The 21,918-nt window shown below is 66.7% G+C and carries 21 protein-coding genes, 4 tRNA genes and 1 pseudogene; 17 read left to right on the forward strand and 9 right to left on the reverse strand.

Features of this window, described 5'->3' with window-relative positions:
- The first annotated feature begins 61 nt into the window (after positions 1-61).
- From DIR46_RS03420 to DIR46_RS03430, 3 genes are all read left to right on the forward strand, one after another.
- On the forward strand, positions 62-730 hold the full coding sequence (locus DIR46_RS03420; RefSeq protein WP_109343990.1) for a peptidylprolyl isomerase: 669 nt from the start codon (positions 62-64) through the stop codon (positions 728-730).
- A 67-nt stretch (positions 731-797) separates the two neighbouring features.
- Entirely contained in the window at positions 798-1,289 is a 492-nt protein-coding gene (locus DIR46_RS03425) for a peptidylprolyl isomerase (protein ID WP_109343991.1), read from the forward strand.
- Positions 1,290-1,320: 31 nt separating this feature from the next.
- Positions 1,321-2,079 (forward strand): UDP-2,3-diacylglucosamine diphosphatase, encoded by a 759-nt coding sequence (locus DIR46_RS03430; RefSeq protein ID WP_109343992.1) that lies wholly within the window; start codon positions 1,321-1,323, stop codon positions 2,077-2,079.
- On the opposite strand, the gene DIR46_RS03435 is transcribed toward DIR46_RS03430, so the two are convergent.
- Complete coding sequence (locus tag DIR46_RS03435) at positions 2,069-3,172, reverse strand: Gfo/Idh/MocA family protein (RefSeq protein ID WP_109343993.1); 1,104 nt, start codon at positions 3,170-3,172, stop codon at positions 2,069-2,071. The two genes, DIR46_RS03430 and DIR46_RS03435, sit on opposite strands and share 11 nt — an antisense overlap.
- A gap of 109 nt (positions 3,173-3,281) precedes the next feature.
- Here DIR46_RS03435 and DIR46_RS03440 point away from each other — a divergent pair, with 109 nt between their 5' ends.
- From DIR46_RS03440 to DIR46_RS03460, 5 genes are all read left to right on the forward strand, one after another.
- Positions 3,282-4,202, forward strand: coding sequence for a LysR family transcriptional regulator (locus DIR46_RS03440; protein WP_109343994.1), 921 nt, complete (start codon positions 3,282-3,284; stop codon positions 4,200-4,202).
- Between the two features lie 133 nt (positions 4,203-4,335).
- The gene (locus tag DIR46_RS03445; RefSeq protein WP_109343995.1) at positions 4,336-4,710 is read left to right on the forward strand and encodes a GntR family transcriptional regulator; all 375 of its coding nucleotides are present in this window, start codon (positions 4,336-4,338) and stop codon (positions 4,708-4,710) included.
- Positions 4,707-5,639, forward strand: a complete 933-nt coding sequence (locus DIR46_RS03450) for an ABC transporter ATP-binding protein (RefSeq protein ID WP_229446481.1) — start codon at positions 4,707-4,709, stop codon at positions 5,637-5,639. Before DIR46_RS03445 ends, DIR46_RS03450 begins: the two co-directional genes overlap by 4 nt.
- Before the next feature lie 8 nt (positions 5,640-5,647).
- The gene (locus DIR46_RS03455; RefSeq protein ID WP_162819423.1) at positions 5,648-6,616 is read left to right on the forward strand and encodes a hypothetical protein; all 969 of its coding nucleotides are present in this window, start codon (positions 5,648-5,650) and stop codon (positions 6,614-6,616) included.
- A gap of 5 nt (positions 6,617-6,621) precedes the next feature.
- Complete coding sequence (locus DIR46_RS03460; RefSeq protein ID WP_229446482.1) at positions 6,622-7,404, forward strand: hypothetical protein; 783 nt, start codon at positions 6,622-6,624, stop codon at positions 7,402-7,404.
- On the opposite strand, the gene DIR46_RS03465 is transcribed toward DIR46_RS03460, so the two are convergent.
- From DIR46_RS03465 to rnr, 4 genes are all read right to left on the reverse strand, one after another.
- Positions 7,364-8,038, reverse strand: coding sequence for a YceH family protein (locus DIR46_RS03465; protein ID WP_109343997.1), 675 nt, complete (start codon positions 8,036-8,038; stop codon positions 7,364-7,366). The genes DIR46_RS03460 and DIR46_RS03465 overlap by 41 nt on opposite strands.
- A 17-nt stretch (positions 8,039-8,055) precedes the next feature.
- Entirely contained in the window at positions 8,056-8,796 is a 741-nt protein-coding gene (gene cysE / locus DIR46_RS03470; RefSeq protein WP_109343998.1) for a serine O-acetyltransferase, read from the reverse strand.
- Positions 8,797-8,920: 124 nt separating this feature from the next.
- Entirely contained in the window at positions 8,921-9,664 is a 744-nt protein-coding gene (gene rlmB / locus DIR46_RS03475; protein WP_005669879.1) for a 23S rRNA (guanosine(2251)-2'-O)-methyltransferase RlmB, read from the reverse strand.
- Positions 9,665-9,674: 10 nt separating this feature from the next.
- Positions 9,675-12,623, reverse strand: a complete 2,949-nt coding sequence (gene rnr, locus DIR46_RS03480) for a ribonuclease R (protein ID WP_229446483.1) — start codon at positions 12,621-12,623, stop codon at positions 9,675-9,677.
- Between the two features lie 351 nt (positions 12,624-12,974).
- Here rnr and DIR46_RS03485 point away from each other — a divergent pair.
- From DIR46_RS03485 to DIR46_RS03500, 4 genes are all read left to right on the forward strand, one after another.
- A tRNA-Leu gene (locus DIR46_RS03485) sits at positions 12,975-13,059 on the forward strand.
- 33 nt (positions 13,060-13,092) lie between these two features.
- Positions 13,093-13,177, forward strand: a tRNA-Leu gene (locus DIR46_RS03490).
- A 37-nt stretch (positions 13,178-13,214) separates the two neighbouring features.
- Positions 13,215-13,299 (forward strand) — tRNA-Leu (locus DIR46_RS03495).
- A gap of 47 nt (positions 13,300-13,346) precedes the next feature.
- Positions 13,347-13,431 (forward strand) — tRNA-Leu (locus DIR46_RS03500).
- A 92-nt stretch (positions 13,432-13,523) separates the two neighbouring features.
- Here the strand turns inward: DIR46_RS03500 and cueR are convergent.
- Positions 13,524-13,931 carry a Cu(I)-responsive transcriptional regulator gene (gene cueR / locus DIR46_RS03505; RefSeq protein WP_205289068.1) on the reverse strand — a complete coding sequence of 136 codons (408 nt, stop codon included), beginning with the start codon at positions 13,929-13,931 and terminating at the stop codon, positions 13,524-13,526.
- A 100-nt stretch (positions 13,932-14,031) separates the two neighbouring features.
- Between cueR and DIR46_RS03510 the strand changes: the two genes are divergently transcribed.
- Together DIR46_RS03510 and phaP are read left to right on the forward strand one after the other, a co-directional pair.
- Positions 14,032-14,238, forward strand: coding sequence for a hypothetical protein (locus tag DIR46_RS03510; RefSeq protein ID WP_109343999.1), 207 nt, complete (start codon positions 14,032-14,034; stop codon positions 14,236-14,238).
- Positions 14,239-14,319: 81 nt separating this feature from the next.
- Positions 14,320-14,892, forward strand: a complete 573-nt coding sequence (phaP, locus tag DIR46_RS03515) for a TIGR01841 family phasin (protein ID WP_109344000.1) — start codon at positions 14,320-14,322, stop codon at positions 14,890-14,892.
- Between the two features lie 21 nt (positions 14,893-14,913).
- Here the strand turns inward: phaP and tssA are convergent, their stop codons facing one another.
- Both tssA and DIR46_RS03525 read right to left on the reverse strand, forming a co-directional pair.
- Complete coding sequence (tssA, locus tag DIR46_RS03520; protein ID WP_109344001.1) at positions 14,914-15,894, reverse strand: type VI secretion system protein TssA; 981 nt, start codon at positions 15,892-15,894, stop codon at positions 14,914-14,916.
- Positions 15,895-15,904: 10 nt separating this feature from the next.
- Positions 15,905-16,456, reverse strand: a pseudogene (locus DIR46_RS03525) (AAA family ATPase); the annotation flags it as partial.
- Positions 16,457-16,518: 62 nt separating this feature from the next.
- Between DIR46_RS03525 and DIR46_RS03530 the strand changes: the two are divergent.
- The 3 genes from DIR46_RS03530 to DIR46_RS03540 all read left to right on the forward strand — a co-directional run bounded on the left by DIR46_RS03530 (position 16,519) and on the right by DIR46_RS03540 (position 21,200).
- On the forward strand, positions 16,519-17,190 hold the full coding sequence (locus DIR46_RS03530; RefSeq protein WP_162819424.1) for a hypothetical protein: 672 nt from the start codon (positions 16,519-16,521) through the stop codon (positions 17,188-17,190).
- An 83-nt stretch (positions 17,191-17,273) separates the two neighbouring features.
- On the forward strand, positions 17,274-18,932 hold the full coding sequence (locus tag DIR46_RS03535) for a VRR-NUC domain-containing protein (RefSeq protein WP_109344003.1): 1,659 nt from the start codon (positions 17,274-17,276) through the stop codon (positions 18,930-18,932).
- Positions 18,933-18,938: 6 nt separating this feature from the next.
- Positions 18,939-21,200, forward strand: coding sequence for an ATP-dependent DNA helicase (locus DIR46_RS03540; protein WP_109344004.1), 2,262 nt, complete (start codon positions 18,939-18,941; stop codon positions 21,198-21,200).
- Here the strand turns inward: DIR46_RS03540 and DIR46_RS03545 are convergent.
- On the reverse strand, positions 21,189-21,917 hold the full coding sequence (locus tag DIR46_RS03545; protein ID WP_109344005.1) for a LytR/AlgR family response regulator transcription factor: 729 nt from the start codon (positions 21,915-21,917) through the stop codon (positions 21,189-21,191). The genes DIR46_RS03540 and DIR46_RS03545 overlap by 12 nt on opposite strands.
- Position 21,918 lies beyond the last annotated feature (1 nt).

The raw sequence follows: 21,918 nt of genomic DNA on the forward strand, positions 1-21,918 counted from the left end.
GCTTTATTTTTGGGGAAAACCCTTGACAGCGCCTTGCGCGAGGTCCATCAGAGGAAGCCAGATGTCGTCATCGATCACCCGCCGTTCCCTGCTTGCCCGCATGACGGGCGCCACTGCCGCCCTGGCCTGCGGCCTGCTGCTCCCGGGCGCCGCGCTCGCCCAGGAAGCCGCCGAACAGCCGGCAGCGCCAGCGGCTGCCGAAGCCCCCGCCATGGTCGGCCCGCAGTATGCGATCAAGACCACGATGGGCGAGATCGTCGTCCAACTGGACCAGGAAAAAGCCCCCAAGACCGTGGCCAACTTCGCCGCCTACGCCAAGTCCGGCTTCTATAAAGGCACGATCTTCCACCGCGTGATCGACGGCTTCATGATCCAGGCCGGCGGCATGAACGAGAAGTTCGAGGGCAGAAAAACCCTCAAGCCAGTCAAGAACGAGTCGGACAACGGCCTGTCGAACCAGCCCTATACGATCTCGATGGCGCGCGAGGACAATCCCGACAGCGCGACCTCGCAGTGGTTCATCAACGTCGCCGACAATTCCGGCATCGACCATCCCTTCGTCAAGGGTTCGGGCTATACCGTGTTCGGCAAGGTCGTGAAGGGCCAGGACGTGGTCGACAAGATCAAGGGCGTGGTCGTCGACGACGTGCGCGGCATGCAGAACGTGCCGGTCGTGCCGATCAAGATTACCAACGTCACCCTGCTTCAGCGCGACAAGCTAGTAAAATAACGGTTTTGCCGCAGCTGCCGCAGTTGCAATACATAGCAAACAACAAACCCATAGAACAGGACAAGCCATGACGACTATTCTCATCACCACCAACCAGGGCAATATCACCGCCGAGCTGGACGCCGAAAAAGCACCGAAGACCGTTGCCAACTTCCTCGACTACGTGGGTAAAGGCCACTTCACCAACACCATCTTCCACCGCGTGATCAAGGACTTCATGATCCAGGGCGGCGGTTTCGAGCCAGGCATGAAGCAGAAACCGACCGAAGCGACCGTCGAGAACGAAGCCAAGAACGGCCTGAAGAACGACAAGTACACGCTGGCCATGGCCCGCACCTCGGCGCCGCACTCGGCATCGGCCCAGTTCTTCATCAACACCAAGAACAACGCCTTCCTCGATTACCCTGGCCAGGACGGCTGGGGCTATGCCGTGTTCGGCAAAGTGACCGAAGGCCAGGACGTGGTCGACGCGATCAACGGCGTCAAGACCAGCCGCAGCGGCATGCACTCGGACGTACCGGTCGACGCGGTCATCATCGAAAAGATCGAAGTGCTGTAATGCGCGGCGCGCACCGGCACGGGTCAATCCAATGACGTGTTTACCGCGCCCGTTCGCGCTGTTCATCTCCGACCTGCACCTGCAGGTCTCGCACCCGCGCACGCTGGAGGCCTTCCTGGCCTTCATGAGCGCGCGCGCGGTGCACGCCGAGCGGCTCTACCTGCTCGGCGACATCTTCGAATACTGGGCCGGAGACGACGACGTCGACGACCCGTTCAATGCGCAGGTCGTCGCCGCGATCCGCGCGGTCAGTGACGCCGGCACCGCCGTCTACTGGATGGCGGGCAACCGCGACTTCCTGGTCGGCGACGGGTTCGCCCGCGCCGCCGGCCTGCAGCTGCTGCAAGACCCGCACGTGATCGAGGCCGGCCCACGCCGCGTGGCCCTGCTGCACGGCGACGCCCAGTGCACGCTCGACACCGCCTACATGGCGTTTCGCGCCCAGGTGCGCCAACCCGCCTGGCAAGCCGATTTCCTCGGCATGCCGCTGCTCCAGCGCAAGGCGATCATCGCCGGCCTGCGCCAGGGTTCGCGCGACGCGCATACGGAGAAATCGTACGAGACCGTGGACGTCACGCCTGACGCGATCGACGCCGTGTTCCTCGATACCGGCGCCGACGTCATCATCCATGGCCATACCCACCATCCCGCCGTGCACGAACACGGCACTCGCCTGCGCTACGTGCTGCCCGACTGGGAGCTCGACGCCGAGCCGGACCGCGGCGGCTGGCTCGCGCTGCATGCCGACGGCAGCATCGTGCGCCACGACCTGACCGAACTCACGCGATAAGCCGCTGGCGCTCCCCGCTCCTGGCCGCGCGCTCGACGGCCGCGACCAGCCGGCTGTTGTGCAGCGCATGCGCAAAGCCCGGCGTGGCGTAGGCGCCGCCGGCGATATCGCGCGCCAGGCTGGCATAGACTTCGCCCACATTGATCGCCGCGCCGGCCCAGAAGTCGGCGGCGGTCGGCCCGACGCCGGACGCGACCGGCGCATCCGGCGCCGCGAACTCCAAGCTGGCCGACAGCGCCAGGTCGCCGACCTGGACGCCGGCCAGGTGGGTGCCCGACAAGGTGAGCCTGCCTTCCGTGCCCCGCAGCTCGAGACTGAACCCGGCATCCGGCGGCGCCACGCCCGCCAGGACCTGTACCGACACCGAGGCACCGCGCGCGGTGCGGGCGATCAGGTCCACGTGGTCCTGGATCTCGCGCACCGAGACCGTGCCGGTATCGACCAGCTCGATCTCCGGCCACAGCAAGGCGGTGCGCGCATCGACCTCGACGATGTCGCCCAACACCGCCTCGACCACGTCCAGCACGTGGGCCGTCGTAATCGTCAGGAAACTCGCGCCGGAAGCCGATTTGTTGAAGTAATCGTAGGCAGCCATCGATTGCGGACCGAACCCGAAGGTTGTCGCGCGCACGTTCGCCGACAGCAGGCGCCCGAGCTTGCCCGATGCGACCAGTTCGGCGGCGCGGCGCACCGACGGGTTCAGGCGCCCCTGCAGGCCGATCGCCGTATGCAACGTGCCGGCCGCCGCCGCCATCTCTTCGGTCTCGGCCAGGCTGGCGCCGAGCGGCGCCTCGCAATAGACCGCCTTGCCGGCGCGCAGGGCCGCCAGCACCAGTTCGCGGTGCGCCGGTACCTTGACGGCGACGGTGACGATATCGATCGTGTCGTCCGCGATGAGCCGATAGGGATCGGCGTACCAGCGCCCGGCGCCGAACGTGTCGGCCGCGGCGCGCGCGCTGTCCTCGTGGCGCGTGGCCACCGCCGCCAGGACCAGGCCCGGCTGCGAACAGATCGCGGGCACGTGGGAAGCGCCGGCCCAGCTGGCTTTGGTGTCCGCACCGATGATCCCGACGCGTAATGATTTGCTTGCCATCTTGTATCGCTCCGAATGAATAAGGGAGCACCGATGGTAAAAGCTTGATTAGGCATGCGGAAGGCCTCAATCGCCACATGACTGTCAAGTTGTGATTTACACTGATGGGATGAATCCTTCCCTGCTTCCCTCGCTCGCCTGGTTCGCACGCATTGCCCACCACCGCAGCTTTACCCGCGCGGCGGCCGAGATGGGGGTGTCGCGCGCCGCCCTGTCGCAGAATCTCAAGACGCTGGAGCGCGAGCTGGGCACCCGCCTTCTGTACCGCACCACGCGCGACATGGCGCTGACCGAGGCTGGGCAGCGCCTGCTAGACAGCCTGCAACCGGCCTTGCGCCAGATCGAATACGCGCTGCACGGCCTGGGAGATGCGGATGGCGCCGTATCCGGGCTGGTGCGCATCAATACCTCGCGCCTGGCCGCCAGGACCTTGATCGAACCGCAGCTGGCCGGCTTCCATGCCCGGCATCCCGGGGTACGGCTCGAACTGGTCATGGCCGACGCGCTGTCGAACATCATCGCCGACGGCTGCGACGTCGGCATCCGCCTGGGGCGCAGCCTGGCCGGGCACGTCGTCGCCGTGCCGCTCAGCCCGCCCGTGTCGATGGCCGTGGTCGGCGCTCCCGCCTATTTCGCGCGGCACGGCGTGCCCGACACCCCGGCCGACCTGGCCGGCCATGACTGCATCAATTACCGCTATCCCGGCACTGGCGCCCTGCACGACTGGGATTTCCGCGAACCTGGCGCCGGGGGCCGCCATTTCACCCAGGCGGTGAGCGGCAAGCTCACCACCAACGACGACGAGGGCATGACGCGGATGGCGCTCCAGGGCCTGGGCCTGATCCAGATCGTCGACATCGCGGTGCGCCGCCAGCTTGCCGACGGCCGCCTGGTGCAGGTCCTGCGCGACTGGCGCCACGAGGACGCCGGCTTCTACCTGTATTCGCCGGCGCGCGAGCACATGCCGCCCGCCGTGCGCGTCCTGCTCGACTTCCTGGTCGAGCGGCGCGAGACCATGCCTTCACGCTAGCGCGATCGGTGTGCGGGTATGCATGTTTACATTTGCGCAGAAGGTGTTATAGTGAACTACATCACCACTTCAATACCTCACCATGAAGGCCATATGAGCACCACGCCGCAAGACACCGCAAGGGAGACCGACAATGCGCGCCGACTGGAACGATAGCACCCCGATCTACCGCCAGCTCAAGGAGCGGGTGGTCGGCATGATGCTCGACGGCGTACTGAAAGCCGGCGATGCCCTGCCCTCGGTGCGCTCGATCGCCGCCGAGTATCAACTCAACCCGATCACAGTGTCGAAGGCATACCAGGAACTCGTCGACGAGCACCTGGTGGAAAAGCGAAGGGGAATTGGCATGTACGTCACCGAAGGAGCAAGCGAAAAACTGCTGGCAAGCGAACGCGAACGTTTCATCCGCGAAGAGTGGCCGGCCATGGTCGAGCGCATCCGCCGCCTGGGGCTGGATGTCGAACAGCTGCTGCGCGACAGCGGCAATCCACAGGGAGGTGCGGCATGAACACCGTCCAAGACGCGATCCGGAACCCGGCCCTGCACGCGACGTCGAGCGCGGCATCGAGCGCAGTCCTGTCCGCACGCGGCCTGACCAAGCGCTACGGCAAGCAGGTGGCCGTCGACGGCATCGACTTCGAGATCCCGGCCGGCCGCATCGTCGGCCTGATCGGCCCCAATGGCTCAGGCAAGACCACCACCCTGAAAGCCGCCCTGGGCCTGATCCCGTTCGAGGGCGAGCTGTCGGTGCTGGGCCTCGATCCGCGCACCCAGCGCGATGCCTTGATGAAGGACGTGTGCTTCATCGCCGACGTCGCGATCCTGCCGCGCTGGCTGCGGGTGAAGGATGCGGTGGACTTCGTGGAAGGCGTGCATCCGCGCTTCGATCGCAGCAAGGCCGAGCGCTACATCGCCAACACCAGGCTCAAGCCGGGCATGAAGGTCAAGGAAATGTCGAAGGGCATGGTCGTGCAGCTGCACCTGGCCCTGGTGATGGCGATCGACGCCCGCCTGCTGGTGCTGGACGAGCCGACGCTCGGCCTCGACATCCTCTACCGCAAGCAGTTCTACCAGCACCTGCTGGAAGACTACTTTGACGAACAAAAAACCATCGTCATCACCACCCACCAGGTCGAAGAGATCGAGCACATCCTGACCGACCTGCTGTTCATCCGCGAAGGCAAGATCGCGCTCGCGGCATCGATGGAAGAGATCGGCCAGCGCTATGTCGAGGTGATGGTGCCGAACGAAAAAGCCGCCGCGGCGCGGGCCCTGCAGCCGCTCGACCAGCGCGCCGTGTTCGGCAAATCGGTGATGCTGTTCGATACCCAGCGCGCGGGCGGCCTGTCGCGCAGCCAGCTCGAAGCCCTGGGCGAAGTGCGCCACCCGAGCGTGGCCGACCTGTTCGTCGCCACCATGAAAGGAAGCTACGCATGAATACGCACATGAGCACGATGAAATGGCTGATCCGGCGCGAACTGTGGGAACACAAGGGCGCCTTCGTCTATGCGCCGCTGGTGGTGGCGGCGGCGCTGGTGCTGCTGCTCGGCGGCGGCTTCCTGTATGCGATGGCCACGACCGGCGCCTTCCACCTCCAGGTCGAAGGCCGGCAGGTGATCACGATCGACGGCGTTCCGCCGGAAATGCAGGCCAAGGCGGCTGCGGTCGCGGCCTCGAGCTACCTGGCGATCACGGCGCCGCTGTTCCTGGTGCTGCCGGTGGTGGTGTTCTTCTACTGCCTGGCGGCCCTGTATGACGAGCGGCGCGACCGCAGCATCCTGTTCTGGAAATCGCTGCAGGTATCGGACCGCGAAACGGTGCTGTCGAAGGTCGCGGTCGCGCTGGTGGTGGCGCCGCTGCTGACGGTGGCGATCGGCCTCGGCACGTCCCTGGTGCTGCTGGTGCTCGGCCTGCTGGCCAGCGCGGTCAACGGCGTCAACCTGATCGCCCCGGTGCTGGCCAACGCGAACTTCTACCTGTCGCCGCTCTACCTGCTGGCCTTCGTGCCGCTCTACATCCTGTGGGCGCTGCCGACGGTCGGCTGGCTGCTGCTGGTGTCGAGCTGGGCCCGCTCCAAGGTGTTCCTGTGGGCGGTCGGCGTGCCGATGATCGCCCTTGCCCTCCTGGCCTGGTTCGATTTCCTGGTCGGCCGCTTCTCGGGCCTGAGTCTGAACGTCAAGTGGTTCGGCGAACAGGTGGTGGTGCGCATCCTGGGCGGCCTGATGCCGGGCATCTGGTTCGGCGAAGTCAATGGCAGGGCGCTGGCCGGACAGAATGCCGGCCTCGACGGGCCGATGCTGATCGGCCTGTCCTACGGCACGCTGGCCGCGCCCGCGGTATGGATCGCCGCCGCCGCCGGTTGCGCGATGATCTACGGCGCGATCCGCCTGCGCCGCTGGCGCGACGAGGGTTGAAGACGATGCGCACCCTGCTCCCCATGGCGTGCGCGGTCCTGCTGGGCGTCGGCGCCCCTGCCGCCGCCCAGACCAGCAAGCCAGACAGCCCGGAGGAAATCAAGGTCAATGCGATGCGCGATCCGGAAGTGCGCAAGTATGAGGCGATCGTTGCCGGCCTGGATGCCTTCGACGATTACCACCGGATGGCCCCGGCGGTACCGGTGCTGCAGTTCAGGATCGAGCCGCGCAGCGGCGCCGACAACCCCGTGCTGCCGGCGGCGCGCCTTGGCGGCGACGACGGCTTCAACCTGGCGCTGGCGGTCGACCCGAACGGGATGTTCACCGTGCCGCGCAGCCAGGCCGCGCTCGATGCACATAGCGAACTGGTGCTGAACCAGAAACGGCGTCACTACCGGGTGACCCCGGTGGTGCGCTCGCCGGGTTTAGCCGACCACGTGCGGCGCCTTGGCGACCTGCGCCTGGAATGCCGGGTGCAGGTCGCGATCATCAAGGAAGAGATTCCACTCTGGGTGGTGCTTGCCGCGAACACGTTATTGCGCACGCGCGACTGGTGCGGCTTCACGTTCGAGGGCAAGTCCGGCTTCACCTTCCAGTACACGCACGCGCTGCGTGCCGCGGTGCTGGTCGATGGCAAGCGCAGCGCCCTGCTCGAGACCGAAGGCAAGGGGTTTCGCGTTCCGCTGGGCGACACCAGCTGGAGCGACGATGCCCTGGTCGAGCTCGAGCGCGAACCCGCGGAGGCGCTTACTGGAACTGCCGGCGAAACGCCTCGAACTGCGCCCTGAGCTCATCCATCTCGCCGCGCAGCGACGCGACTTCTTCCTCGAGCTGGGCGATGCGGCCGCCCTGGGTCTGTGCCGACGAGGTCTGCTCGCTGCCGACCACGATGGTGATCTCGCCGCCCAGAAGCTGGCCGTAGCGCGATTCCTTGGTGCCCGGCGCGCGTTCGAGCCTGACCACCAGCGGCGGGTATTTATCGATCAGGAATTGCAGCGCCGTCTCGACGTCCTGCACGCTCTTGAACTCGTGCAGGCGGCCGCTGCGGGTACGGATCTCGCCGGCGGTCTGCAGGCCGCGCAGCATCAGCACCGTGAGCACGGCCAGCTTGTCCTGCTCCAGCGTCCACTTGATGCGCATGCGGTGCTCGTACTTCACGACCCGGGCGCCGGCCTGCGAGATCGCATTGACGAGCTTGCGCTCGGTGAGGCGCTGCAGGGTGTCGAGGACGATGTCGTCGGATAGCTGCATCACCGGATCGCGGCTCGACAATTGATTGCATCCGTTCACGATCGCGTTCAGCGACATCGGATAGTTATCGGGGGTCAGCGCTTCCTTCTCGGCCAGCACGGCCAGCACGCGCAGCTCGACCGGGTCCAGCACGGCTGCGGCGTCAGTGCCGCCAGTCGCTTCGTTCGTCATGTGATTCCTTCATCTACTTAATCTACCAGGCGGTTCAGTCGTTCCGAATCGAGTTTATCACCCTCCTCCACCCGCGGACAGCACAGGCCGGCGGCGCGCAGGGTCTCGGTGAGGCGTTCGATCTGCTCGTCCTGGCGCGCGGCGTGGTCGATCAGGCCGCGCAGGGCTTTCGACAGCGGGTCGTCGCCGTTGGGCGTGACGCCATAGGCGGCGAACATGCGCGCGCTGCGCGACTGGTCTTCTTTCTGGATGATATGGGCCGGATTGCCGACGGCCGTGGCGCCCGCCGGGACCGGCTTGACCACCACCGCGTTGGAACCGATCTTGGCGTATTCGCCCACCGTGAAGGCGCCCAGCACCTGGGCGCCGGCGCCGACGATCACGCCGCGCTCGAGCGTCGGATGGCGCTTGGTACCGGCCACCAAGGTGGTGCCGCCCAGCGTGACGCCCTGGTAGATGGTGCAGTCGTCGCCGATGACGGCGGTCTCGCCGATCACGACGCCGAAGCCGTGGTCGATGAAGACCCGGCGGCCGATCGCGGCGCCGGGGTGGATCTCGATGCCGGTGACGATGCGGGCCAGGTGCGCGATGAAGCGCCCGGGCCATTTCAGGCCCATGCGCCAGCAGGCGTGCGCCCAGCGGTGGGCGACGATGGCGTGCAGGCCCGGATAGCAGGTCAGCACTTCCCAGCCGTTGCGGGCGGCGGGATCGCGCTCGATGATGTTGCGAATGTCTTCGCGCAGTCGTGAGAAAAACATGGTGGTGCTTCGGAGGGATCGGCATTCATGGTAGCCGATCCGGGGATGGAATGCTTGCGGAGAGGATAATGCGGAAGAGCCGGCCTGGACGCGCTGCCAGGCCGTTGTTGCGGTAATACCGAGGTCAGCCTTCGCGCGCGATGCGCTGGCGGCGCGCCTCGTACAGGCAGACGCCCGAGGCGACCGACACGTTCAGGCTCTCGACCGAGCCGAACATCGGGATGTTGACCAGCACGTCGCAGGTCTCGCGCGTCAGGCGGCGCATGCCCTCGCCTTCCGAACCCATGACCAGGGCGGCCGGGCCGGTGAAGTCGGCTTCGTACAGGCCGCGCTCGGCGTCGTCCGAGGTGCCGATCAGGAGGATGTCGCGTTCCTTCAGCTCGCGCATGGTGCGCGCCAGGTTGGTGACGGTAATGTAGGGCACCGTCTCGGCCGCGCCGCTGGCGACCTTGGCGGCGGTGGCGTTCAGGCCGACCGCGCGGTCCTTTGGCACGATCACCGCGTGCGCGCCGACGCCATCGGCCACGCGCAGGCAGGCGCCCAGGTTGTGTGGATCGGTGATGCCGTCCAGGATCAGCAACAGCGGCGGGCCCTCGATGGCGTCGAGCAGCTCATCCAGGTTGCGCGCCAGCGCCAGCTGGCTGGCGAAGGCGATCACGCCCTGGTGGCGGCGGGTGCCGGTGATCTTGTCGAGGCGCGAGGCGTCGACCGGCATCACGCGCACGCCTGCCGCCTTGGCATTGGCGATCAGGTCCTTCATGCGACCGTCATTGCGCTCGGCATCGACAAAGATCTCTTCCACCGACTGCGCCTCATGACGCAGGCGCGAGGTCACGGCGTGGAAGCCGAAAATCATTTTATTTTTCATTTGCTACTTCTCAATCGCTTTCAGGTGCTTTTTTCTTGCTGGTTTTGGTTTTGGTGTCGGCCTTGGCCGCGGTCTTGGTAGCGGCCGCCTTGCGCGGGGTGGCGACAGCTTTCTTGGCTGCCGGCTTCTTGGCCGCGACAGCCTTGACCGGCGCCGCGACGACTGGCTCCGCGACCGGTTCGGCCTTGGTAGCGGGCTTGGCCGGCGCCTTCCTTGCCTTCGGCTTCGCTGCAGGGGCGGCAACCGGCGCCGGCGCCGGCGTCGGCGCTGGTGCTGGTGCTGGCGCCGGTGCCGGTGCCGGTGCTGCCTCGGCGACAGCCTTGGCGCTGGCCTTGGCCGCAGGCGGCTTGCGCGCGGCCGGTGCAGCTTGCTGCTCGACCACGGGCGCTGGCGTCGGCGCCGGTGCTGGCGCTGGTGCCGGTGCCGGTGCCGGTGCCGGTGCCTGAGCAGCTGCATTCGCGCGCTCTTCCGCCTTCGCCTTGGCACGGGCCTTGCGCGATTTTGGCGGCTTCGACGGCACGACCATGGCGTCCTGCGCAACCTGGCGGGCACGCTCGAGCGGGGTCGGCGCCTCCACCACGGCGGGCACGTCGCGCTTCGGTCCACGCGAACGGCCGCCGCGCGATTTCTTGCCGCCGCCGTTGCCACGGCCCTCATTGCGGCCCTCATTGCGGCCCTCACTGCGGCCTTGCCGGTTGCGGCCGGTGTCCTCGCCCGCCTCCGGTGCAACCGGCGCCGACGCCAGCGTCAGGTCGATCTTGCGCGATTCGAGGTCGACCCGCGCCACCCGTACGGTGACGCGGTCGGTCAGCTGGTAGCGCTGGCCGGTGCGCTCACCACGCAGTTCATGGCGGGCTTCGTCGTACTGGAAGTAATCGGCGCCCAGCTCGGTAATGTGCACCAGGCCCTCGACGAACAGCTCGTCGAGCTGCACGAAGATGCCGAAGGTGGTGACGCCGGCGACCGTGCCGGTGAACTCTTCGCCGATCTTGTCCTGCATGAAGAAGCACTTGAGCCAGTTTTCAACGTCGCGCGAGGCTTCGTCGGCGCGGCGCTCGTTGGCCGAGCAGTGCACGCCGAGGGCATCCCAGATCGTCAGGTCTTTTTCGCTTTTCTGCGGTTTGCCTTCGAGCTTGTCCTTGGCGGCCTGCTTGCGCGCGGAGTTCGACTGGGTCGAGTTCAGCTTGCCAAGCTCGATGCCCTTCGGCTCGTAGCGCTTGCCCAGCAGGATCGCCTTGATGGCGCGGTGAGTCAGCAAGTCGGGGTAGCGCCGAATCGGGCTGGTGAAGTGGGCGTAAGCCTCGTAGGCCAGGCCGAAGTGGCCGACGTTGTCCGGACTGTAGACCGCCTGCTGCATCGAGCGCAGCAGCATGGTCTGCAGCAGCGTCGCGTCGGGGCGCTCGCGGATTTCCTGCATCACCGCGGCGTAGTCGCGCGCGGTCGGCTTGTTGCCGCCGCCGAGGTTCAGGCCCACCTGCTTGAGGAAGGTGCGCAGCTGGTTCAGCTTCTCTTCGGTCGGCACGGCGTGCACGCGGAAGGTGCCCGGGTGCTTGTGGCGCAGCAGGAAGTCGGCGGCGCACACGTTGGCGGCCAGCATGCACTCCTCGATCAGGCGGTGCGCATCGTTGCGGGTGCGCGGGATGATCTTTTCGATCTTGCCCAGCGGGTTGCACACGATATAGGTTTCAGTCGTGTCGAAATCGATCGCGCCACGCTCCTGGCGTGCCTTGAGCAGCGCGCGGAACGCCCCGTTCAGGTTCAGCAGGTGCGGCACGATGCCGGGACGCGCCTGCGCTTCCTCGCCGTCGGTGTCGAGCAGGATGTCGGCCACCTGGTTATAGGTCAGGCGCGCCGCCGAGTGCATCACGGCCGGGTAGAACTGGTAGGCGGTGACTTCGCCGTCCTCGGTGACGACCATGTCGCACACCAGGGTGCAGCGGTCCACATGCGGGTTCAGCGAACACAGGCCATTGGACAGCTTCTCGGGCAGCATCGGGATCACGCGGCGCGGGAAGTACACCGACGTGCTGCGCTCGATGGCATCGGCATCCAGCGCGTCGTTCGGCTTCACGTAATGGCTGACGTCGGCGATCGCGACCAGCAGGCGGTAGCCCTTGGCACGGCCGATCCTGACCGGCTCGCAATACACGGCGTCGTCGAAGTCGCGCGCGTCTTCGCCGTCGATGGTCACCAGCGGCACGTCGCGCAGGTCGACGCGGTCGGCCAGGTCGGCATTGATCACTTCGTTCGGCAGGCGCGCGGCCTGCTTCAGCGCCGGTGGCGAGAACACGTGCGGCACGCCGAACTTGCGCACGGCGATTTCGATTTCCATGCCCGGATCGTCCAGTTCGCCGAGCACTTCGACGATGCGGCCGGTCGGCTTCTGGAAGCGGCCCGGCTGCTCGAGCAGCTCGACGCTGACCACCTGCCCGGCGCGCGCCTTGCCCGGCGAACCGGATACCAGGATGTCCTGCGCGATGCGCTGGTCTTCGGGCGAAACAATCCAGACGCCGCCCTCATTCAGGAGGCGGCCGATGATGTGGGTATTGGCGCGTTCGACGACTTCGACGATCGAGCCTTCGGGACGGCCGCGGCGGTCAAGGCCGGTCACGCGCGCCATCACGCGGTCGCCATGCAGCACTTTCTGCATCTCGCGGTCGGACAGGAACAGGTCGGGACCTGGCTCGTCCGGGATCACGAATCCAAATCCGTCCCGATGCGCAGCGACCTTGCCCGCCACGAAGGCGGAATGGTCGGCCAGCATATACGTGCCGCTGCGGTCGGAGCGGATCTGGCCGTCACGCTCCATGGCGTTCAGGCGGCGGCCCAGGACTTCCTGGGCGGCGGGCTTGACCTTGAGGACACGTGCCAGGCCGGCCGCATCGAGCGGTTCGGTGGCGTCACGGAAGACTGCGAGGATTTCCTCGCGACTTGGAATGGTATGAGTAGGTTGCTTCAAATCGGTTCTTTTTTCTCTTGGCCAGTAATAGCGCCGCTCATGAATAAACAGGCGGCAGCCAGCTTGATTGACGCCTTGACAGGCGTAGTGTAACGGAGGTCCATCCGATTCGCCTAACGCGGCGTGCTGCGAGACGTCCCTGGAATATTATTCAGTGCCCCGAACAGAACTTCATCGTGGGTCTTTGACTATTGAAAATCATCCGCTATAATCTCGCTCTCTTCAGCAACGGCGGCAACGACGAAGCGAAGAAAGCAGCAGTGGCAAGCGGTGTTTTGGCGTGACGATCTGGAAATGTTGATCTAGCGGAAAATGACAAAGCCTGCTATTGTAGCAGAGTTGATTTGCAGTGCCCACGTGGCGGAATTGGTAGACGCGCATGGTTCAGGTCCATGTGCCGCGAGGTGTGGGGGTTCGAGTCCCTCCGTGGGCACCAACAGATTGACAGGTTGTTTGTAATACAGAAAACGCCCACGTGGCGGAATTGGTAGACGCGCATGGTTCAGGTCCATGTGCCGCGAGGTGTGGGGGTTCGAGTCCCTCCGTGGGCACCAACGTTTTCTGGTTGTAAGGTTGTACGGTGGTTTCAGTGCCCACGTGGCGGAATTGGTAGACGCGCATGGTTCAGGTCCATGTGCCGCGAGGTGTGGGGGTTCGAGTCCCTCCGTGGGCACCAACATCTACCTGGTTGTAAAAGCAGTATCGTTGTACGGTTGTATCAGTGCCCACGTGGCGGAATTGGTAGACGCGCATGGTTCAGGTCCATGTGCCGCGAGGTGTGGGGGTTCGAGTCCCTCCGTGGGCACCAACATCTACCTTGTTTTTCGGACTTCTCGTCCCGCAAAACGCCGTAGCCTTCTCATGAGGACTACGGCGTTTTTCGTCATATCCCCTCTTTTTTCATTGCGTCGCCAGGTCGTCCAGGATCGGACAATCCGAACGCTCGTCGCCATGGCAGGACGCGGCAAGGCTTTCCAGCGTCCTGCGCATCGCTGCCATTTCCGCGATCTTGCGATCCAGCTCGGCGATATGCGCCAGCGCCATCGCGCGCACGTCGGCGCTGGCCCGGTGCTTGTCTTCCCACAGCGCCAGCAAATCCCCGATCTGCTGCAGAGAAAACCCGAGCGCGCGGCCGCGGTGGATGAATTGCAGCACCCGCACGTCCTGTTCGCTGTACAGGCGATAGCCGGCCTCGGTCCGGCGCGCCGCTTTCACCAGACCGATCGATTCATAGTGGCGAATCATTTTCGCCGTCACGCCGGAAGCGCGCGCGGCGTCGCCGATGTTCAGCTTGCATGTGGACTGCATGGCATTCCCCTGTTGTTTCAAGCGTCCAGCATACACCTTCCCATGGTGGTAGGCTCAAGCGGCGCTTGACTTGCAGTCGAGAACGTCCGAGCATGGAGCCATGCAGATTCTCCGACCCGCTGCCCTCGGGCTGGCACTCGTCCTCATCCTGTCCTCCGCCATGGCCGGGCCTGCCCCCTATTACCAATGGCGCAGCAAGCTCACCGGCGAACTGGCCTGTTCCCAGACTCCGCTGGGTGAAGGCTGGGAAAAATCAAACGGTCCCTATCGGGACATGCGTTGCGAAAAACTCATTGTTGTTAAATAATGAAAGCGGAAGAGGCGGCGTTTTGACAAACATCGCCGCCAGACTTCATGACATAACAGAGCATCCACTGAGGAGACACCCATGTTCACCAGCCCGGAGCAGTTCGCAAACGCCACGAAAACCCTGTTCGACCTGCAGATGCAGACCTTCAACGCCCTGGCCGGCAAGACCGTCAAGGGCGTCGAGCAGGTCGTCGCCCTCAACCTGAACGCCGCGAAGAACTCGGTCGACAGCACGATGGCGGCCGGCCGCAGCATGGCCGAAGCCACCCAGGCCGGCAATCCGAAAGCCGCCTTCGACACCCTGGCCGCGCGCATGCAGCCGGCCGCCGGCGTCACCAACGCCACCGAGTACGCGGCCCAGCTCAAGTCCATCATCGACGAGATGCATAACGAGTTCCGCGGCGCCGCCGATGCCCATGTGGCGGAAGCGAAGAACACGCTGTCGGCGCTGATCTACGACGTCACCCAGAACGTCAAGCCGGGCTCGGAAAACGCGGTCGAGATCATCAAGGCCGCGATCGAGAATGCCTTCAAGGGCTACGAGCAGGTAACCCAGGCCACGCGCCAGGCGGTGCAGACCGTCGAAGCCCAGTTCGAGCGCGCCAGCACGATGGTGACGCCTGGCGCCGCCAGGACCGAAAAAGCCGAGTAATCGGCCCATGGACGCCCGGCGTCACGGCGCCGGATGCTCGATCCCCAGCAAGTCTTCCAGCCGCGCCAGCGAGGCGTCGTCCTTGATCACCGAACGCAGCCAGGCATGCAGCGGCTGCTCGCCCCAGCGCGCGGCCTTCTCGGCCAGGTAGGCCACCGGGCTGTGCGGCTCGGTGCGGCGGAAGAATTCGGCCACCTGGCGCAACTGGGCCAAGGCCTGGTCGCGGTGCGCCACCTGCCCGTCGAGACTCATCGGCAGCGCCTGCGCGGTGACGGCGCCGCCGGCCGCCGCCTCGGTGGGCGTCGGCGCCGCTCCCGCCACCGGCTCGAGCAGGTCGACCACGTCGCGCAGCGTGGCGCGTCCGACGCTGTAGCCCGGCCCATCGGCGCCGAGCTGGCCGTCGACCACCCGTTCCAGTCCCTGCAAGGCCGCCAGGCAGGCTTCGCAATCGGCCAGCAGCGTCTGCACGAAGGCGCCCTTGGCGCGCGCGCGCGCCGTCTCGAGTTCGGCCACCGCTTCCGGCCCCTTGGCGCGCGCGACTTCCCAGGCCTGCAGGGTCAGCACGCCGTTCTCGGCCAGCGGTATCGTCTTGACCAGTGGCGCGATCCGGCCCGCCAGCCACGACAGGTTGCCGATGCGGCGCTCGAAGCCATCCTCGTCGGCCTGCGGGTGCAATCCCTCCCAGTAGCGCTCGCACAGCGCCGCCACCAGTTCAAGGCCCTCGGCCAGGCCGCGCATGCCGCCGGTCTTCGCATTCGCCTCGGCCAGCCACACGGCCAGTTGCAGGTCCTTGCTGCGGGTTTGCAGCAGGGCGGTGCAGCGTTTGCCGACCAGCTTCCAGTCGGCTTCCTTCAGTGCCGTGACCCAGGCGCCCTGCTCCAGCGACGGATCGTCGGCCAGGCGTGCGCGCGCGATCTCGTCGACCTCGGGAGAAAACGCCAGGTCGGCGCCGCAGGGATTGCCGGGCGCGATCGGCGCCAGCAGAGCATCCATATCCAGCATCGCGCGCTCCTCAGGGCTGTGTCGATTCGATCAGGTACTTGAACTTGCCCGCGCGGGTTGCGCCGACCTTCACGCGCGCGATGCCGCCGCCCTCGGCCATGCGCGCCAGCACGCTGTCGGCGATCTCCGGCAGCAAGGTGCCGTTCAGGACGTTGTCGACGTTGCGCGCACCGGAATCGACTTCGGTGCAGCGCTTGAGCACCGCCTCCACCAGCGCGTCGTCGTACTCGAATGTCGCCTTGTGGTTGTCCAGCACCCGCGCGCCGATGCGCGCCAGCTTGAGACGGATGATGTTGGCCAGCACCTCGTCGCCGATCGGGTAGAACGGCACCACCGCCAGGCGGCCCAGGAAGGCCGGCTTGAAATGCTTCATGAGCGCGGGCCGCAGCAGCTCGGACAGCTGTTCCGGCGTGGGCAGCTCGCTCGCCGCCTTGTTCAGGCAAGCCGCCATCATCTGGCTCGAGCCGGCGTTGGAGGTCAGGATGATGATCGTGTTGCGAAAATCGATCTGGCGGCCTTCGGCGTCGTCCATCACGCCCTTGTCGAACACCTGGAAGATCAGCATCGGACTCCCCAGGATTGTTTCTAATCAGAACAGGAGAAGCCAATCTTAGGAGTAATGTCGTGCGTTCATCAGACGAAAATCAAGACATCCGCATGCATGCCCATATGCGCCCCAACCTGATGTCGTCGTCGCGCCGCGGCGGCCGTGAGGACAGCATCCTCGCCAAGCTCGAGCGCGAGCCGGCGCGGCGCGCGGGCGCCGGTAACGGTACGCGTCTGGCCTGGTATGGCGCGGCAGTGGCGGTCGCGGTCGGCCTGACGGCAACACTGGCCTGGCTGGCGGCCGGCGCCGGTCCGGCGCCGCTCGAGGCGGCGCGGCCCGAAGCGGCGCCCGCCCCGATGGAGCAAAACGCCCCCGCCCAGGTCGAGACGGCCTTGATCGTCGACACAGCGCCGGAACCGGTGCTGGCGGCGGCGCCTCCGCCGGCCCCCATTCCCCCGCTGCGCCTGCTCGAGCCGGCCGCCGTGCCCACGACCCCACCCAAGGCCGCGCCGGCCCCCGTCAAGGCGGCTCCGCCGCCGCGCCGTCCGGAGGCGCGCGCCGCCGCGCCCACCCGCCTCCGCGCCCAGGCTTCGCGCCAGGCCACACGTCCCGCCCGGACGGTCAACCCCGCGCGCGCCGGCGAGTCCCACGACGACAGCGACGTCGCGCTGATCTCGGCCGTGATCTACCATGCCAACGGTCACGCCACGTCTGCGGAAGATGAAACCCCTACCCCTCCGGCACGCTAGGCCTGGCGAATAGGCCGCACCTGCCGGGCGGCCGGCGCCAGAAAACGCTATACTGTATATAAGCACAGGTTAGGCGTTTGTTCATGATCAGGGTGTTGGAAAATGAGTTTTATTATCTGGATAACTTCCAGCGGGTCCTCGACTGGATCGGCGAACGCTATGGCGACCTGCTGGACGACGGCGAACAGGCGTTCCTGGCCACGTTCCCAGCCTTGCCGCACCATGCGCGCGCCCTCTTCGTGCGCATGGTCATGCGCAAGGGAAATCTGTTCCGCGCCAGCAAACTGAGCTATGCGGAGATCGGCTGCCCGGTCGAGGCCGCCGGGCACCTGCTTGGCACCGGCTGGATCGAGCCCGACCCCGAACTCACCCTCGACGAACTGTTCGACCTGCTGTCCAAGCCCGAGCTCCTCGACGCCTTCGGCACCCGGCTGCCGCGCAAGACGGCGCGCAAGGATGAACAGCTGGACGCCCTGCGCCCCGTGTTCCCCGAGGCGCGGCGCTTCTCCGGCTGGCATCCGGCCTGCTCCGACGTCGCCTGGCGCATCCTGGTCAAGCCGCTGTGCGACCGCCTGCGGCTGGTCTTTTTCGGCAATCTGCATCAGGGCTGGACCGACTTCGTGCTGTCCGACCTCGGCCTGTTCCGCTACGAGAGCGTGGATATCTCGCCTGCCTCGCGCGGGTTCCGCCAGCGCGCCGACGTCGACCACTACCTGCAGCTACACGCCTGCCGCGAGCGCTTCGCCGCCGGCGAGGACGTGGACGAGGTGGTGCGCGACCTCCCCGTGCACGCCTTCGGCAACGACTGGCTCGAGAGCCGGCGCGAAAAACTGACGTTCCAGATCGGCCAGCACTACGAAAAGCTCAAGGACTGGGACGGCGCCTACGCCGCCTACGCGCGCTGCCGCTTTCCCGGCGCGCGGGCGCGCGCGATCCGCGTGCTCGAAAAACACGAGCGCTTCGAGCAGGCGCATGCCCTATTGCTCGAAGCCCAAGCCACGCCCGAGAACGAGGCCGAGCGCCAGCACCTGTCCCGCATCGCGCCGCGCCTGGCGCGCCGCCTCGGCCACCCGCGCCTGGCCGCGCGCGGCAGGACGGCCGTCGAACGCATCGAGCTGTGCCTGGCGCCGCCGAACGGCGAACGCTGGGTCGAGGGCGCCGTGCGCGGCCACCTGCACGCGGCCGACGCCCCCGTGTTCTACGTCGAGAACGCGCTGGCCAACACCCTGTTCGGCCTGCTGTGCTGGCGCGCCGTGTTCGCCGCCATCCCCGGCGCGTTCTTCCACCCTTTCCATCGCGGGCCGGCCGACCTGCACAGCGCCGACTTCCACCAGCGCCGTCGCGCGGAATTCGCCGCCTGCCTGGCCGGGCTGGACGACGGCAGCTACCGCGACACGATCCGGCGCACGTACCAGGAAAAGGCCGGCCTGCAATCGCCGTTCGTGCACTGGGACGGCGTCACGCTTGAACTCATCGAGCTGGCCCTGGCCTGCATCCCGCCCGCCCACCTGCGCAAGTGGTGCGAACGCATCCTGGCCGACGTCAAGGAAAACCGTACGGGCTTCCCCGACCTGATCCAGTTCTGGCCGGGTGAAGGCCGCTACCTGATGATCGAGGTGAAAGGCCCGGGCGACCGCCTGCAGGACAACCAGCTGCGCTGGATCGACTACTGCGCCGCGCATGACATGCCGCTGGCGGTGTGCTACCTGCAGTGGCTCGAATCGACCGGGATGGCGGCCTAGGATTACGTGAGCTACACCATCGCCGTACGCGCCCTGTGCGAGTTCACCGCCAAGCAGGGTGACCTCGACCTGCGCTTCACCCCCTCTCCCAGCGCCCAGGAAGGCATTGCCGGCCACGCCGTCGTCGCCGGCCGCCGCGGCGACGGCTACCGCAGCGAGGTCGCGCTGTCCGGCCAGTGGAACGACCTGCACGTGCGCGGCCGCGCCGATGGCTACGACGCCAATGAAAACCTGATCGAAGAGGTCAAGACCCATCGCGGCCGGGTGGACGCCATCCCCGACAACCACCGCCACCTGCACTGGGCCCAGCTGCGCGTGTATGGCCACCTGATGTGCCAGGAACAGGGCATGGATTCGGTCAACCTGGCCCTGGTCTACTACGACATCGTCAGCGGCGTCGAAACCGTGCTGCGCGAAACGCGCGACAGCGCCTGGCTGCGCGCCCACTTCGAGGAACTGTGCGAACGCTTCTCGGGTTGGGCCGCCAGCGAAGCGGCGCACCGCGCGGCGCGCGACGCCGCACTGACGTCGCTGCCGTTCCCGCACGCCGACTTCCGTCCCGGCCAGCGCCAGCTGGCCGAAAGCATCTACCGCGCCAATACGGGCGGGCGCTGCCTGCTGGCGCAAGCCCCGACCGGCATCGGCAAGACCGTGGGCAGCCTGTTCCCGGTACTGAAAGCCATGCCGCGCGAGAAGCTGGACAAGGTGTTCTTCCTGGCCGCGAAGACGCCCGGCCGGCGCCTGGCGCTGGACGGCGCCGCGACCCTGTGCCGCGCCAGCCAGGCCCCGCTGCGGGTGCTCGAACTCACGGCGCGCGACAAGGCCTGCGAGCATCCCGACAAGGAGTGCCATGGCGAATCCTGCCCGCTGGCGCGCGGCTTCTACGACCGCCTGCCGGCCGCGCGCGCGGCCGCGGCCGACGTGCCCGTGCTGGACCGCGAGGCGCTGCGCGAGGTCGCCCTGGCGCACGAGGTCTGCCCCTATTACCTGGGCAGCGAGATGGCGCGCTGGTCCGACATGATCGTCGGCGACTACAACTATTATTTCGACGGCAGCGCCATGCTGTACGCGCTGGCGCTGAACAACGGCTGGAAGACCAGCCTGCTGGTCGACGAGGCCCACAACCTGGTTGGCCGGGCGCGCTCGATGTACAGCACCGAACTCGATCGCGCGCTGCTGCGCCTGGCCCGCGCCGGCGCGCCGCCGACCGTCAAGAAGGCGCTCGAGCGCGTGGGCCGGGCCTGGACCGCGGTCGACAAGACGGCGCCCGCGCCCTACCAGCTCCTCGAGAAGATCCCATCGAAGCTGGTGGATGCATTGCAGGAAATGGGCAGCGCCATCAACGAACACCTGGCGGCCTTTCCCGGCCCGCTCGACCCCGACCTGCAGCGCTTCTATTTCGACGCCATGGGCTTCGTGCGCCTGGCCGAATCGTTCGGCCCGCACTCGCTGTGCGACCTGAGCCGGGACGCCGACCGCCCCACCCTGCGCGACTCGACGATCTGCATCCGCAACGTGGTGCCGGCGCCCTTCCTCGGCCCGCGCTTTTCCGCCACCCATTCGAGCACCCTGTTCTCGGCCACGCTCGGGCCCTGGCATTATTGCCTCGACACGCTCGGCATGCCGGAAAACACGGCCTGGGTCGAGGTCGACTCGCCGTTCAGGGCGAGCCAGCTCGAGGTCCACGTCGCGCGCGGCATCTCGACCCGCTACCAGGTGCGCGCCGCCTCGGTCCAGCCGATCGCCGAACTGATCGCGCGCCAGTACCATGAGCGGCCCGGCAACTACCTGGCCTTCTTCAGCAGCTTCGACTATCTCGACAAGGTGGCCAATGCGCTGGAGCGGCTGGACCCGACCATCACGGCCTGGCGCCAGGAGCGCCGCATGAGCGAGCACGAACGCCAGTGCTTCATCGACCGATTCGCCGTTGGCGGCACGGGGGTCGGTTTCGCGGTGCTGGGCGGCGCCTTCGGCGAAGGCGTCGACCTGCCGGGCGAGCGCCTGATCGGCGCTTTCGTCGCCACGCTCGGCCTGCCCCAGGTCAATCCCGTCAACGAGCAGTTGCGCGAGCGGATGCAGGAACTGTTCGGCGCCGGCTACGACTACACCTACCTGTACCCCGGCATCCAGAAGGTGGTGCAGGCGGCCGGCCGCGTGATCCGCACCGAGCAGGATCGCGGCGTCGTGTGGCTGATCGACGACCGCTTCGCCCAGCCGGGCATCAGGACCTTGATGCCGGCATGGTGGGAACTCGATTCACGCCAATAGCTCGCGTACTCGCTGGTAGCCGCTGCGGCTGATCGGAAGCTTCACGCCATCCCTGAGCACCGCGCAGTGGTTGTCCTTGCTGACCGGCTCGATGCGCTCGATCGCGCCGACATTGACGATGTAAGAGCGGTGGATGCGCACGAAGGCGGCGCCGTCGAGCTGCGCTTCGAGTTCGGACAGGCGCTGGTGCTTCAGGTAGTTCTTGCCGCCGGCCGCGATCCGCACGTAGTCGTCCTGCGCCTCGATATGGTCGATCGTGCTGGCGGCGACCACGTGCACGCGGGCGCCATCGCGGATCAGGATCCGTTCGAGCGGCTGCTGGCGCGCCTGAGCCTCCTTCACCGCCGCTTCGATCCGCGCAGGCTGAGGCGAACGCAGGCGCGCCTGGTTCAAGGCCTCGGCCAGGCGCTCGCGCGAGAACGGCTTGAGCAGGTAGTCGAGCGCATGCACCTCGAAGGCGCGCAACGCAAACTGGTCGTAGGCGGTGGCGAAGATGTAGTGCGGCTTGGCGCCGGCCAGCTCCACCACCTCGAAGCCATCCAGCTTGGGCATCTGGATGTCCAGGAAGACCAGGTCGGGATCGTGCTCGGCGATCGCCTTGACCGCCTCGAAGCCGTTGGCGCATTCGGCCACGATCTCGACGTCGGGATGGGCCGCCAGGTATTCGCGCAGCAGCGCGCGCGCCAGGTGTTCATCGTCCACGATCAGGGTGCGCATC

This window comes from Massilia oculi, assembly GCF_003143515.1.
Taxonomy (GTDB): domain Bacteria; phylum Pseudomonadota; class Gammaproteobacteria; order Burkholderiales; family Burkholderiaceae_D; genus Telluria; species Telluria oculi.